Annotated in this window: 13 protein-coding genes and 1 pseudogene; 8 read left to right on the top strand and 6 right to left on the bottom strand. The window is 70.4% G+C overall.

From position 1 onward, the window contains the following. Positions 1-308: 308 nt before the first annotated feature. The 3 genes from ACIOHP_RS36735 to acnA all read right to left on the bottom strand — a co-directional run bounded on the left by ACIOHP_RS36735 (position 309) and on the right by acnA (position 5,398). On the bottom strand, positions 309-1,805 hold the full coding sequence (locus tag ACIOHP_RS36735) for an ATP-binding protein (protein ID WP_401894177.1): 1,497 nt from the start codon (positions 1,803-1,805) through the stop codon (positions 309-311). After that, complete coding sequence (locus tag ACIOHP_RS36730) at positions 1,802-2,527, bottom strand: response regulator transcription factor (protein WP_401894176.1); 726 nt, start codon at positions 2,525-2,527, stop codon at positions 1,802-1,804. Before ACIOHP_RS36730 ends, ACIOHP_RS36735 begins: the two co-directional genes overlap by 4 nt. A 153-nt stretch (positions 2,528-2,680) precedes the next feature. Continuing rightward, a complete protein-coding gene (gene acnA / locus ACIOHP_RS36725) occupies positions 2,681-5,398 on the bottom strand; it encodes an aconitate hydratase AcnA (protein WP_401894174.1) in 2,718 nt (905 codons plus the stop codon). Between the two features lie 268 nt (positions 5,399-5,666). On the opposite strand from acnA, the gene ACIOHP_RS36720 reads away from it, so the two are divergent. From ACIOHP_RS36720 to ACIOHP_RS36710, 3 genes are all read left to right on the top strand, one after another. Continuing rightward, on the top strand, positions 5,667-6,293 hold the full coding sequence (locus ACIOHP_RS36720; protein WP_401894172.1) for a hypothetical protein: 627 nt from the start codon (positions 5,667-5,669) through the stop codon (positions 6,291-6,293). A gap of 38 nt (positions 6,294-6,331) precedes the next feature. After that, on the top strand, positions 6,332-6,529 hold the full coding sequence (locus tag ACIOHP_RS36715; RefSeq protein ID WP_401894170.1) for a DUF4236 domain-containing protein: 198 nt from the start codon (positions 6,332-6,334) through the stop codon (positions 6,527-6,529). Between the two features lie 73 nt (positions 6,530-6,602). After that, complete coding sequence (locus ACIOHP_RS36710) at positions 6,603-8,132, top strand: UDP-N-acetylglucosamine 1-carboxyvinyltransferase (RefSeq protein ID WP_266821227.1); 1,530 nt, start codon at positions 6,603-6,605, stop codon at positions 8,130-8,132. An 83-nt stretch (positions 8,133-8,215) separates the two neighbouring features. On the opposite strand, the gene ACIOHP_RS36705 is transcribed toward ACIOHP_RS36710, so the two are convergent. Continuing rightward, entirely contained in the window at positions 8,216-8,632 is a 417-nt protein-coding gene (locus ACIOHP_RS36705; RefSeq protein WP_361547847.1) for a DUF6299 family protein, read from the bottom strand. Positions 8,633-8,869: 237 nt separating this feature from the next. On the opposite strand from ACIOHP_RS36705, the gene ACIOHP_RS36700 reads away from it, so the two are divergent. Then, on the top strand, positions 8,870-9,052 hold the full coding sequence (locus ACIOHP_RS36700; RefSeq protein WP_361547844.1) for a DUF5999 family protein: 183 nt from the start codon (positions 8,870-8,872) through the stop codon (positions 9,050-9,052). Positions 9,053-9,062: 10 nt separating this feature from the next. On the opposite strand, the gene ACIOHP_RS36695 is transcribed toward ACIOHP_RS36700, so the two are convergent. Beyond that, on the bottom strand, positions 9,063-9,461 hold the full coding sequence (locus ACIOHP_RS36695; protein WP_401894168.1) for a RidA family protein: 399 nt from the start codon (positions 9,459-9,461) through the stop codon (positions 9,063-9,065). Continuing rightward, a complete protein-coding gene (locus ACIOHP_RS36690) occupies positions 9,458-10,738 on the bottom strand; it encodes an acyl-CoA dehydrogenase family protein (protein WP_401894166.1) in 1,281 nt (426 codons plus the stop codon). Before ACIOHP_RS36690 ends, ACIOHP_RS36695 begins: the two co-directional genes overlap by 4 nt. Positions 10,739-10,789: 51 nt before the next feature. Between ACIOHP_RS36690 and ACIOHP_RS36685 the strand changes: the two genes are divergently transcribed. From ACIOHP_RS36685 to ACIOHP_RS36670, 4 genes and pseudogenes are all read left to right on the top strand, one after another. Beyond that, positions 10,790-12,466: an AMP-binding protein gene (locus ACIOHP_RS36685; RefSeq protein WP_401894442.1), complete on the top strand. Its 1,677-nt coding sequence runs from the start codon at positions 10,790-10,792 to the stop codon at positions 12,464-12,466. Between the two features lie 15 nt (positions 12,467-12,481). Beyond that, on the top strand, positions 12,482-13,294 hold the full coding sequence (locus ACIOHP_RS36680; RefSeq protein ID WP_361547832.1) for a PaaX family transcriptional regulator C-terminal domain-containing protein: 813 nt from the start codon (positions 12,482-12,484) through the stop codon (positions 13,292-13,294). Positions 13,295-13,337: 43 nt separating this feature from the next. Beyond that, positions 13,338-13,961, top strand: a complete 624-nt coding sequence (gene cysC / locus ACIOHP_RS36675) for an adenylyl-sulfate kinase (RefSeq protein WP_361548277.1) — start codon at positions 13,338-13,340, stop codon at positions 13,959-13,961. Beyond that, a pseudogene (locus ACIOHP_RS36670) lies at positions 13,958-14,081 on the top strand (sulfate adenylyltransferase small subunit); the annotation flags it as partial. The gene cysC and the pseudogene ACIOHP_RS36670, both read left to right, overlap by 4 nt.

Here is a 14,081-nt window from a genome sequence, read left to right as displayed (position 1 = left end):
CCTATGCACCACCTCAGCCCCTCCTGCTCCCCCGATGCACCTGGGCAGTGCCCGTCCATGCTAATGGGCGGCTACGCACTGCCGCAGGCAAGTACCCCCGAACGTCAGGGCAAAGAACCACGCGCGGCACTTGCGAGACTACACACAGCTACTACATGCCCAGCGTAAATGATCCCAGCCCACCACAGCCATACCCGAACCTGTCGATATGCCATACGTCATTGCGACCGCCCTGTCTCGCATCAAGTAGCCGCTTCGTCGGCGTTCCCAACTGCCCTCCCCACAAACCACCTTGAGTATCTGTTGGCTCAAGTACTCACAGTTCTTGGCGAGTTGACATAACCCAGGACGCCCACGGACTCGCCTGCAAGCGGCAGCTCGATACGGAACTCCGTACGCCCCGGCTCGCTCCGCACATCGATCCCTCCGCCGTGCGCCGCTGTTATCGCCTCCACGATCGCGAGGCCCAGCCCAGACCCGCCCATCGACCCTTCACTGCGCGTCCGGGACACATCCGCCCGTGTGAAACGTTCGAACACGGTCGGCAGGAGAGCGAGCGCAATGCCTGGCCCGTCGTCACGGACGCGGACGAGGCAGATGTCGTCCCTCGCCTCCACGACCGCCGTCACCCGCGTCCCCGCAGGCGTGTGCACCCGCGCGTTGCCCAGCAGATTGGCGACCACCTGGTGCAGACGGGACTCGTCGCCGACGACCAGCGCCGGTGCGTCGAGGCACAGTTCCAGCTGCCAGTCGTGGTCGCCGCCCGCAGCGCGCGCGTCCCAGACCGCCTCGGCGACCAAGGCGGCCATGTCGACCTCGTCCGACTGCAGGGGGCGGCCCTCGTCCAGCCGGGCCAGCAGGAGCAGGTCCTCGACGAGGCCGGTCATCCGCGCCGACTCGGCGGAGACCCGGCGCCAGGCCAGTACCGGTTCGATCCGGTCCGTGCCGCGGTTCATCAGTTCCGCGTAGCCCGCGATGGAGGCGAGCGGCGTCCGCAGCTCATGGCTCGCGTCGGAGAGGAAGCGGCGCATGCGTTCCTCGGTGCGCCGGCGTTCCGACAGCGAGGACTCCACGTGGTCGATCATCCGGTTCAGCGCGGCGCCCACCTGGCCCGCCTCGCTGCCGGGGTCGGTGTCGCCGGCCGGGACCCGGGTGAGGGCGGTGACCTCGCCGCGGTCCAGGGGTGCGCGGGAGACCTCGACCGCGGTGGCGGCGACCCGGCCGAGGGGGCGCAGCTGGCGGCGGATCACCACGGCGCAGACGCAGCCCGCCACGGTGAGACCGGCCGCCGCCACGGCCGCTTCGACGGCGACCAGGCCGTTGATCATCTGCTGGACGTCGTCCATGGGGAGGCCGACGAGGACCCGTACACCGTCGCCGTCGACCGCGGTGATCCGGTAGGTCCCGAGATCCGGCACCGTCACGGTGTGCGTCGAGCCGTCCGTCGCGATGCCGTCGAGGGCGGTGCGCTGGGTGTCGGTCAGGGCCGTCGGCTTGGCGTCCCGGCCGACCACCTCGGCGGTGAGGAGGCCGCCTTGGTCGTCGAGGCGGGCGGCGAGCATGCCGGCCGGGTGGCCTCTCTCCATGAGGAAGGCGAGGCTGTTCTGCTGCTCGGGGTGGAGCCGGGCGCCGCCGAGGCTGCGCTGGGCGGCGTTGTCGACGCGGTCGTCCAAGTTGCCCAGCAGATAGGTGCGTTGGACGAAGACCGTGGTCAGCGCCATCGCCGCGCAGACGGCGGCCAGGGTGACGCCGATGAAGACGAGCAGGCGGGTGCGCAGGGAGCGCAGGCGTCGGCGGGCGGTCATCTGCCGTCCTCCTCCGGGCGGATGGCGTAGCCGAGGCCGCGCACGGTGTGGATCATCGGCGCCCGGCCCTTGTCGATCTTCCGGCGGAGATTGGAGATGTAGACCTCGACGAGGTTGCCGCCGCCGTCGAAGGAGGTGCTCCAGACGTGGTCGAGGATCTGTGCCTTGCTGAGCACCTGGCGCGGGTGGTCCAGCATCAGGCTCAGCAGGTCGAACTCCTTGGCGGTGAGCCGGAGCGGGGTCCCGGCGCGGTGCACCTCGCGGGTCTCCTCGGTCAGCACGAGGTCGCCGAGGACACGTACGGACTCGTCGGCGCGGGCGTGTGGGGCCCCGGCCCGGCGCAGCAGTCCGCGCAGCCGCAGCACGACCTCCTCCAGGGAGAAGGGCTTGGTGACGTAGTCGTCGGCGCCCGCCTCCAGGCCGTCGAGCCGGTGTTCCAGGGCGTCGCGGGCGGTGAGCATGAGGACGGGCAGCTTCGGGTTCTCGTAGCGCAGCCGGCGCAGCACCTGGAGGCCGTCCAGGTCGGGCAGCATCCCGTCGAGGACGACGGCGTGCGGGGCGCAGCCGCGCGCGGTCCGCAGCGCGCTCTGTCCGTCCAGTGCCGGACAGGCGCGCCAGCCCGCCTCCTCGACGGCCGCGGAGAGCACGTCGGTGAGCGCGGGCTCGTCGTCGACGATGAGCACGCGGACGCGGCCGTTTCGGTACCCAGCGCTGCCAGTCATGTCCCGATTCTGTCCCCGTGAGCTGGCGGAATCCTGTGTTCAGCCTGTGGGTGGGTGATGACCCGGACATCCGTGCGCGGGTACGGCGAAGGGCCGCATCCCCGGCACCGGGGATGCGGCCCTCGACGGCCTTCGGCAGGCCTGCCGGTCCGCTTACTTGCGGATCAGCGAGCGCAGCACGTACTGCATGATGCCGCCGTTGCGGTAGTAGTCGGCCTCACCGGGGGTGTCGATGCGGACGACCGCGTCGAACTCGACGCCCGTGTCGGTGGTGACCTTGACCGTGCGCGGCGTGGTGCCGTTGTTGAGCTCCTCGACGCCGGTGAAGGAGAAGGTCTCCTCGCCGGTCAGGCCGAGGGTCTCGGCGTTCTGGCCCTCCGGGTACTGGAGCGGCAGGACGCCCATGCCGATGAGGTTCGAGCGGTGGATGCGCTCGTACGACTCGGTGATGACGGCCTTGACGCCGAGGAGCGCGGTGCCCTTGGCGGCCCAGTCGCGGGACGAGCCGGAGCCGTACTCCTTGCCGCCCAGGATGACCAGCGGGATGCCCTGCTCGATGTAGTTGCGCGAGGCGTCGTAGATGAACGACACCGGCGCGTCGGCCTGGGTGAAGTCGCGGGTGTAGCCGCCCTCGGTGCCCGGCGCGATCTGGTTGCGCAGACGGATGTTGGCGAACGTGCCGCGGATCATGACCTCGTGGTTACCACGGCGGGCGCCGTAGGAGTTGAAGTCACGACGCTCCACACCGTGCTCGGTGAGGTACTTGCCGGCCGGGGTGTCGGCCTTGATGGCACCGGCGGGCGAGATGTGGTCGGTGGTGACCGAGTCGCCGAGCTTGGCCAGAACGCGGGCGCCCGAGATGTCGGAGACCGGGGTGGTCTCCATCGTCATGCCGTCGAAGTACGGGGGCTTGCGGACGTAGGTCGACTGCGGGTCCCACTCGAAGGTGTCGCCGGTCGGGATCGACAGCGCCTGCCACTGGGCGTCGCCCGCGAAGACGTCCTGGTAGGACTTGTTGAACATGTCCTCGCCGATGGCGTTCGCCACGACGTCGTTGACCTCGGCCTCGGTCGGCCAGATGTCGGTCAGGTAGACGGGCTTGCCGTCCTGGTCGACACCGAGGGCGTCCTTGGTGATGTCCACCTTCATGGATCCCGCGAGGGCGTACGCGACGACCAGCGGCGGGGAGGCCAGGTAGTTCATCTTGACGTCGGGGTTGATACGGCCCTCGAAGTTCCGGTTGCCGGAGAGGACCGAGGTGACCGCGAGGTCGTGGTCGTTGACGGCCTTGGAGACCTCCTCCGGCAGCGGGCCGGAGTTGCCGATGCAGGTGGTGCAGCCGTAGCCGACGAGGTTGAAGCCGACCTTGTCGAGGTAGGGGGTGAGCCCCGCCTTGTCGAAGTAGTCGGTGACGACCTTCGAGCCGGGCGCGAGGGTGGTCTTGACCCACGGCTTGCGGGTCAGACCCTTCTCCACGGCCTTCTTCGCGACGAGCGCGGCGGCGACCATGACGTACGGGTTCGAGGTGTTGGTGCAGGAGGTGATGGCCGCGACCGTCACCGCACCGTGGTCGATCTCGTAGGTCGAGCCGTCGGGGGCGGTGACGGTGACCGGGTTGGACGGGGCGCCGTTCGGGGCCACGGCCGGGGCGTCGGAGGCCGGGAAGGACTCCTGGCCCGCCTCGTCCACGCTGTCGACGTAGTTGCGCACGTCGACCTTGAACTGCTCGGCGGCGTTCGCGAGGACGATACGGTCCTGCGGGCGCTTCGGGCCGGCGATCGACGGGACGACCGTCGACAGGTCCAGCTCCAGCTTCTCGGAGAAGTCCGGCTCGGCCTGCGGGTCCAGCCAGAGGCCCTGCTCCTTGGCGTACGCCTCGACGAGCGCGAGCTGCTGCTCGGAGCGGCCGGTGAGCTTGAGGTACTTGATGGTCTCGCCGTCGATCGGGAAGACCGCGGCGGTGGAGCCGAACTCCGGCGACATGTTGCCGATGGTGGCGCGGTTCGCGAGGGAGGTCGCGGCGACGCCCTCGCCGTAGAACTCGACGAACTTGCCGACCACACCGTGCTTGCGGAGCATCTCGGTGATGGTGAGCACGAGGTCGGTGGCGGTGGTGCCGGGGGTGAGCTCACCGGTCAGCTTGAAGCCGACGACGCGCGGGATGAGCATCGAGACCGGCTGGCCGAGCATCGCGGCCTCGGCCTCGATGCCGCCGACGCCCCAGCCCAGCACACCGAGGCCGTTGACCATCGTGGTGTGCGAGTCGGTGCCGACGAGGGTGTCGGGGTAGGCCTGGCCGCCTCGGACCATGACCGTGCGCGCCAGGTGCTCGATGTTGACCTGGTGGACGATGCCGGTGCCCGGGGGGACGACCTTGAAGTCGTCGAAGGCGGTCTGGCCCCAGCGCAGGAACTGGTAGCGCTCCTTGTTGCGGCCGTACTCCAGGTCGACGTTCTGCTTGAAGGCGTCGTTGGTGCCGAACTTGTCGGCGATGACGGAGTGGTCGATGACCATCTCGGCCGGGGAGAGCGGGTTGACCTTCGCCGGGTCGCCGCCGAGCGCCTTGACGGCCTCACGCATGGTGGCGAGGTCCACGACACAGGGCACGCCGGTGAAGTCCTGCATGATCACGCGGGCGGGCGTGAACTGGATCTCCTGCGACGGCTGGGCCTGGGAGTCCCAGTTGCCGAGGGCGCGGATGTGGTCGGCGGTGATGTTCGCGCCGTCCTCGGTACGGAGCAGGTTCTCGAGCAGAACCTTGAGGCTGTACGGAAGGCGAGCCGAGCCTTCCACCTGGTCCAGCCGGAAGATCTCGTACGACTCGTCGCCCACGCTCAGCGTGGCACGGGCGTCGAAGCTGTTCGCCGACACGACAGTCTCCTTCATTGATGTGCGCGTACTCACCACGATCCTGCCGCCACGGCATCTTGGCCGATCCGCTAAGGTAAGGCTAAGTTAGGTAACCCTTACCGCCGGAGTGACGATGCGGGCGGCTGCGGTGCGCCTGGGCAGATATCTCGATGTCGAGATAACTCTAGTACACGGGCGCGGGATGGTCATGCCCCGCCTCCGTTTGTGATGTCCCCCACGGCTAGGCTCACCCGGTGATTATCCGGCCGAACCCCGCCTTCGGCGCGGCGTGAACCGGGCCGATCGCGCCGTCGCGGACCTGCCCGGGATGCTGACCGCCCTCCGGCCCGCGCTGCACGCGCACGCCGTACGGGCCCGGCAGCCGGACGGCATGGCGCTCCCGCTCGGCAGCACACCCGGCCCCCGCCCCACCGGCCTCCACCTCCATCAGGCCACCCGGGACGGCATCTCCTACGTCGGGATCGAGCTCGCCTGTCCATGGGACGAGGCGCGACGCCTCGGGGCGCTCATGCACGGGCGACGCGTGGTCGACCTCGGCGAGGCCGCCGTCACCTCAGCCCGGCACATCGCCGAACAGGACGCGGCGAACTCGCGCACCGGCCTGGACGAAGCGCTGCTCGGCCACTGGGACACCTCCCCTTTCGCGTACGGCGTGATGGAGACGTCCGAATTCGAGCTGCGCGCCGACGGGACGGGGTGGAGCCTGCTCGCCCAGCCCGCCGGGGAGTACGTCACCCGGCTCGCCTGGCGGTGCCCGGAGGCGGGGGTGCTGGAGTTGCGGGACGAGAACGGTCTCCTGTCACGGCACCGGTACGTCGTCACGACGGCATCGGTGACGTCGGTCGGCTTCGAAGAGCCCGTCGAGTTCGGCCATCAGTACGCCAAGTCGGGGTAACCGAAAGGTACTTTCCGCGACTCAGACGGGAGCCACAGATGCCCCTCACGTTCCGCAAGAGTTTCCGGATCCTTCCCGGCGTACGACTGAACATCAACCGGCGCTCCTGGTCCATCACCACCGGCGGCAGCCACGGCCCGAAGCACACCCACAGCAGCACGGGACGTCATACGACATCGGTTGATTTGCCCGGACCTTTCGGATGGCGCCGCACCCGCAAGGCCAGGCGGCATTGACGCACCATCAGGTCCGTCACCCGGACGGACCCCCTCGGAATGCGCCATCTCATATCTGAGATAGCCTCGCCCCATGGCAGACGATTACCTCGTACGCATCGGCAAGCTCATCCGTGACGCCCGGCAACACCGGGGCTGGACACAGTCGCAGCTGGCAGAAGCTCTCGGTACCAGTCAGAGCGCTGTGAACCGCATCGAGCGTGGCAACCAGAACATCAGCCTTGAGATGATCGCTCGAATCGGTGAAGCCCTGGAGAGCGAGATCGTCTCCCTGGGCTACGCGGGACCGATGCATCTGCGGGTCGTCGGCGGCCGCCGGCTCTCCGGCGCCATCGACGTCAAGACGAGCAAGAACGCGTGCGTGGCACTGCTGTGCGCCTCGCTGCTCAACAAGGGGCGCACGGTGCTGCGTCGCGTCGCCCGCATCGAGGAGGTCTACCGCCTCCTGGAGGTGCTCAACTCCATCGGGGTGCGCACCCGCTGGATCAACGACGGCGTCGACCTGGAGATCGTGCCGCCGGCCGAGCTGGACATGGGCGCCATCGACGCGGACGCGGCCCGCCGCACCCGCTCGATCATCATGTTCCTCGGCCCGCTGCTGCACCGCATGGACAACTTCAAGCTGCCGTACGCCGGTGGCTGCGACCTCGGTACGAGGACCATCGAGCCGCACATGATCGCGCTGCGCCGGTTCGGTCTCGACATCGCCGCGACCGAGGGCCTGTACCACGCGCAGGTGGACCACTCGATCTCCCCCGACCGCCCGATCGTGCTGACCGAGCGCGGCGACACCGTGACCGAGAACGCGCTGCTGGCCGCCGCCCGCCACGACGGCGTCACCGTCATCCGCAACGCGTCCTCCAACTACATGGTCCAGGACCTCTGCTTCTTCCTGGAGGCGCTCGGCGTCAAGGTCGAGGGCATCGGCACCACCACGCTCACCGTGCACGGCATGCCGACCATCGACGTCGACGTGGACTACTCCCCCTCCGAGGACCCGGTCGAGGCGATGAGCCTGCTGGCCGCGGCGGTCGTGACGGAGTCGGAGCTGACGGTGCGCCGGGTGCCGATCGAGTTCCTGGAGATCGAGCTGGCGGTCCTGGAGGAAATGGGCCTCGACCACGACCGTACGCCCGAGTACGTCGCGGACAACGGCCGTACGCGCCTGGTGGACCTCACCGTCCGCCCCTCCAAGCTGGAGGCGCCGATCGACAAGATCCACCCGATGCCGTTCCCGGGTCTGAACATCGACAACGTCCCGTTCTTCGCGGCCATCGCGGCCTCCGCGCAGGGCAAGACGCTGATCCACGACTGGGTCTACGACAACCGCGCGATCTACCTCACGGACCTCAACCGCCTCGGCGGCCGGCTCCAACTCCTCGACCCGCACCGGGTGTTGGTCGAGGGACCGACCCGCTGGCGGGCCGCCGAGATGATGTGCCCGCCCGCGCTGCGACCCGCCGTGGTCGTGCTGCTGGCGATGATGGCCGCGGAGGGCACGTCCGTGCTGCGCAACGTGTACGTCATCAACCGCGGTTACGAGGACCTCGCCGAGCGCCTCAACTCGGTCGGCGCGCAGATCGAGATCTTCCGCGACATCTGAGTCCGACGGCACCACGGAACGGCCCCGCACGCGGGGCCGTTCTCGCGTCCGGGTCTCGGAGCGCCGCGGCACCGGGCCGGCCGTCAGCCCTGCGTCAGAGTGACGTCCTGCTGCCGGGACGCGTGGAACCGGGGCAGGGGCAGGCCGCCCTGCGGGGCGAGTTCCATGACGGTGGCCTCGACGCGGGCCGCGCCCGGCTCGAGCGCTCCGGGCGAGGGCTTGCCCGTGTTCTCCCAGCGATGCTCGACGCCGTCGCAGACGGCCTGGGTGCCGCCGATGCCGTGGCGGACGGACGGGGACTTCTGCCCCACGGAGGAGCTCACGAAGACCGGGCCCGAGGTGCCGAGACAGCGGTAGGTGCCGGAGAGGGTGACCGTGCCGTCGGCGGCGATGCTGCCGGCCGGGTCGACGGTGACCGTCTCGTAGGGGTCGGCGGTGGCGGTGGGGGCCGCGGCCAGGAGGAGCAGAGCGGCGAGGACGAGGGCGGGGCGTACGGGCATGGGGATGCCTTCCGAATGAGCGGAACAGGATCCCCCACTGGTACCGGTCAGGCGCGCGGAAGGGGGTGATCGTCACTCCTTCGGTGGCGAGTCCGCAGCGGTCTTCGTGGATCGGTCCTGGTGTTGTCCGCGTGTTGTCACGGTTGGCGTCCGGCCGTTCCGATGCGTTCTCGGCGGGAGCATGGTCTATCCATACGGACGACCCGTAGGGATCGTCCTCCGATGTGGAGGTGCGACATGTGTTCCCACCAGCCTTCGTGCCCTTCCTCCGACACCGCCGCGCCGCACGTCGTGGCCGCCCACCCCGAGCAGGGGTGGAGCCTGTTGTGCGACGGGGCGATCCTCTTCGACGACACCGGTGAACTGCGGCCGGACGGGAGTGCCGTGGGGCCGGTCGAGCGACTGGCCATGGCGGCCTGATCCCCGGGACCTAGGGCAGGACCGCGAAGCCGTCCAGTTCCACCAGCGCCTCCTCGTCCCACAGGCGTACGACCTGGACGACGGCCATCGCGGGATAGTTCCGGCCCGCCAACCTCCGCCACACACCCCCGAGTTCGGCGGCTCGGGTGCGGTAGTCGGCGACATCCGTGGCGTAGACGGTGACGCGGGCGAGGTCGGCGGGGGTGCCGCCGGCCGCTGTCAACGCTCCCAGCAGATTGGTGAGCGCCCTCTCGAACTGCTCCACGAGCCCCTCCCCCACGACTTTCCCGTCGGGGTCGAGGGCGGTCTGACCTGCCAGGAAGACCACGCGGGTGCCGGTGGCGACGACGGCGTGGGAGAAGCCGGCGGGCGGGGAGAGGTGGGGCGGGTTCACGCGCTCGGTGCTCACCGGGATGCCTCCGTCTCCGCGTACAACTCCTTGGCGATGATGCCGCGTTGGACCTCGCTCGCGCCCTCGTAGATGCGCGGGGCGCGTACCTCGCGGTAGAGGTGTTCGAGGAGGTGGCCGCGTTGCAGGGCGCGGGCGCCGTGCAGTTGGACGGCGGCGTCGACGACGTACTGCGCGGTCTCGGTGGCGAGCAGCTTCGCCATCGCGGCGCGCTTGGGGACGTCGGGGGCGTCCTCGTCGTACGCCGTCGCCGCCGCGTACACCATGAGGCGGGCCGCGTCCGTGCGCAGGGCCAGCTCGGCGACCCGGTGGGCGACCGTCTGGAGGTCCTTCAACTTGCCGCCGAACGCGTCCCGTTGCGCGGTGTGGGCGAGGGTCGCGTCCAGGGCCGCCTGGGCCATGCCGACCGCGAAGGCGCCGACGCTGGGGCGGAAGAGGTTGAGGGTGCCCATCGCCACCCGGAAGCCGCGGTCGGGCTCGCCGAGGATGTCGTCGGCGGTGACGGGCACGGCGTCGAAGCCGAGGGCGCCGATGGGGTGCGGGGAGAGCATGTCGAGGGCGGTGCCGGTGAGTCCGGGACGGTCGGCGGGGACGAGGAAGGCGGTCACACCGCGCGCTCCGGCACCGGGAGTGGTGCGGGCGAAGACGGTGTAGAAGTCGGCCTCGGGCGCGTTGGAGATCCAGCACTTCTCACCGGTGAGACGCCAGCGGGAGGAACCGTCGGGCTCGGCGCCGAGCGCTCCGCCTGCCGGCCCGGCACCGTCGGCCGCCTCGACGCCGGGCGATTCCGCGGGCGGCCGGGCACCGGGGCCATCCGCACGCGGTCCGTCACCGGGAGCACCGACGCCCGACGCGCCGCCGCGCGCCCCGTCCCGTTCCGCTCGCAGCGCCAGCGCCGCCGCGTCCGACCCGGCGCCCGGCTCGCTCAGCGCGAACGCGGCCACCGCGCGGCCCTCGGTCACCGGTGAAAGCCAGCGCTCCCGTTGCGCCGGTGTCCCGTACGCGTGCACGGGATGGGCACCCAGCCCCTGTAGCGCGAGCGCGGTCTCCGCCTCGGTGCAGGCATGGGCGAGGGACTCCCGCATCAGGCACAGGTCGAGCGCGCCGGAGGTGAACAGCCGCCGCAACAGACCCAGCCGGCCGAGCTCGGCGACCAGCGGCCGGTTCACGCGCCCCGGCTCGCCCTTCTCCGCCAACGGGCGCAACCGCTCCGCGGCCATGGCCCGCAGCTCCGCACACCAGGCGGTTTGTACCGGATCGAGCGAGAATGCGGGCATTGCCGGTCCCCTCTCTCCACTGGACCCTTCGACGATATCGCGTCCCATTGACTGTCGTCACCAAGACGATACGCTCGGGATGCGAGCCCACTCACCACGCCCACGAGGCAGCCATCAGGCAGGGGGCGAACCGCCATGAACCTCTCGGCGCACGTCGACACCTTCGCGCGCGACCATCTCCCGCCCCCGGACCAGTGGCCCGAACTCCATTTCGATCTACCGGAGCTGCGGTACCCCGATCGGGTGAACTGTGCCGCCGAGCTGCTGACCGGCCCGCCCGACGACAGTCCGGTGTTCCACAGCCCCACCGAGGACACGTGGACGTACGGCACCCTGCGCGCCCGCGTCGACCGGCTCGCGCATCTCCTCACCGGGGACCTCGGCGTCGTACCCGGCAATCGCGTGCTCCTGCGCGGGCCGACCTCGCCCTGGCTCGCGGCCTGCTGGCTGGCGGTGCTGAAGGCGGGCGCGGTCGCGGTGACCGTGCTGGCGCAGCAGCGGCCGCACGAGCTGGCCACCATGTGCGAGATCGCGCAGGTCAGGCACGCACTGTGCGACATCCGGGCGGTCGACGACCTCGCGAAGGCCGAGATACCGGGGCTCAGGATCACGGCCTACGGCGGTGACGCGCCCGACGACCTGCTGAACCGGACGGCGCCGGACACGCCGTACCCCGCCGTGGAGACCGCCGCCGACGACGTGGCGCTGATCGCCTTCACCTCCGGCACCACCGGGCGCCCCAAGGGGTGCATGCACTTCCACCGGGACGTGCTCGCGATAGCCGACACCTTCTCGCGGCATGTGCTGCGCCCACAGGCGGACGACGTCTTCGCCGGCAGTCCCCCGCTCGGGTTCACCTTCGGCCTCGGCGGGCTCGTCGTCTTCCCCCTGCGGGCGGGTGCCAGCGCGCTCCTGCTCGAACAGGCCGGTCCCCGGCAGCTGTTGCCCGCGATCGCCGAACACCGGGTCTCCGTCGTGTTCACCGCGCCGACCGCCTACCGCGCGATGCTCGACGAGCTGGACGCGTACGACACCACCTCCCTGCGCCGCTGTGTCTCCGCGGGCGAGAACCTTCCCGCGGCCACCTGGCAGGCCTGGCACGAACGGACCGGGTTGCGGATCATCAACGGCATCGGCGCGACCGAGCTGCTGCACATCTTCATCTCCGCCGCCGACGAGCAGATCAGGCCGGGGACCACCGGGGTGCCTGTACCGGGCTGGCACGCGCGCGTGGTCGACGAGGACGGCCGGGACAGGCCCGACGGGGAGCCCGGACTGCTCGCCGTGCGCGGGCCCGTCGGCTGCCGCTATCTCGCCGATCCGCGGCAGCGGGAGTACGTGCGCGACGGCTGGAACATCACCGGGGACACGTACGTCCGGGAGAGCGACGGCTACTTCCGCTATGTCGCCCGCGCGGACGACATGATCATCTCGGCCGGGTACAACATCGCGGGCCCCGAGGTCGAGGACGCGCTGCTGCGCCACCCCGACGTCGTGGAGGCCGCGGTCGTGGGCCGGACGGACGAGGCGCGCGGGCAGGTCGTGGTGGCGTACGCCGTGGTCAAGGAGGGCGCCGAGCGGGACGCCGAGGCGCTGCGCGCGTTCGTGAAGGCGGAGTTGGCGCCGTACAAGTGTCCGCGCGAGATCGTCTTCCTGGACGCGCTGCCGCGCACGGCGACCGGCAAGCTCCAGAGGTTCAGGTTGCGCACCGGGGGTGACCAGCAGTGATGCCGACGACCTAAGATGATCAACGTGTCCGACCAGCATGCACCACGGTCTCTCATCGTCACGCTCTACGGCGCCTACGGCCGCTTCGTGCCCGGCCCGGTACCGGTCGCCGAGCTCATCCGCCTGCTCGCGGCGGTCGGCGTGGACGCCCCCTCGGTACGTTCGTCGGTGTCCAGACTCAAACGGCGCGGGCTGCTCGTGCCGGCGCGTACGGCGCAGGGCGCGGCCGGGTACGAACTGTCGCCGGACGCCCGCCAGTTGATGGAGGACGGCGACCGGCGCATCTACGCCGTCGAACCCCCCGAGGACGAGGGCTGGGTGCTCGCCGTGTTCTCCGTGCCGGAGTCGGAGCGGCAGAAGCGGCACGTACTGCGCTCACGGCTGGCCGGCCTCGGCTTCGGCACCGCGGCACCGGGCGTCTGGCTCGCGCCCGCGCGGCTGTACGAGGAGGCCCGGCACGTGCTCCAGCGGCTCCGCCTCGACCCGTACGTCGACTTCTTCCGCGGCGAGCACCTCGGCTACGCCCCGACCGCCGAGTCCGTGGCCCGCTGGTGGGATCTCGCGGCGATCGCCAAGGAGCACGAGGACTTCCTCGACCGCCACGCGCGCGTGCTGCGGGACTGGGAGCGGCGCGAGGACACTCCGCCCGAGGAGGCCTACCGCGACTACCTCCTCGCCCTGGACTCCTGGCGCCACCTCCCCTACGCCGATCCCGGCCTGCCCGCCCGGCTGCTCCCGGAGGACTGGCCGGGCAGCCGCTCGGCGGCGGTCTTCCGGGGCCTGCACCGGCGGCTGCGGGACGCGGGGGCCGGCTTCGCCGGGGTGTGACCTCACACGCGACACAGGTAGCTAAGGGAACCCTCAGGTTCCTCTGCCCCTCTTCTCAAGTTTCTTACCTAGGGTCCCTCAGGTCGCCCGAAGGCAAGGAAGAGGACTGTTGCGCATGACCACCACGGCAAAGGCTCAGGGAGCCACGGTCTGGCTCACGGGGCTGCCGAGCGCGGGGAAGACGACCATCGCCCGTCACCTGGGTGAGAGGTTGAAGGCCGAGGGGCGCCGGGTGGAGGTCCTCGACGGTGACGAGATACGCCGTTTCCTCTCCGCGGGCCTGGGCTTCTCCCGCGAGGACCGCAACACGAACGTGCAGCGCATCGGGCTGGTCTCCGAGGTCCTCGCCCGCAACGGCGTGCTGTCCGTCGTCCCCGTCATCGCGCCCTACGCCGACAGCCGCGAGGCCGTCCGCAAACGGCACGAGGCGAGCGGGACGCCGTACATCGAGGTGCATGTCGCCACTCCGGTCGAGGTGTGCAGCGAGCGGGACGTCAAGGGTCTGTACGCCAGACAGGCGGCGGGCGAGCTGTCCGGGCTGACCGGCGTCGACGACCCGTACGAGCCGCCGGTGGACGCGGCGCTGGTGCTGGAGACACAGGCGCAGACCCCGCTGGAATCGGCGGCCGCGGTGTACGCGGTGCTGGCGGAGCGGGGGCTGGTGTGAGGACCGTGACCAGCGAGAAGGGCTTCGCCCTCTCCCACCTGGACGCTCTCGAGTCCGAGGCCGTGCACATCTTCCGCGAGGTGGCGGGCGAGTTCGAACGGCCGGTGATCCTGTTCTCCG

Source organism: Streptomyces sp. NPDC087859 (assembly GCF_044742595.1).
In the GTDB taxonomy this organism is placed as follows: domain Bacteria; phylum Actinomycetota; class Actinomycetes; order Streptomycetales; family Streptomycetaceae; genus Streptomyces; species Streptomyces canus_F.
This window is presented reverse-complemented; position numbering and strand designations above follow the sequence as displayed.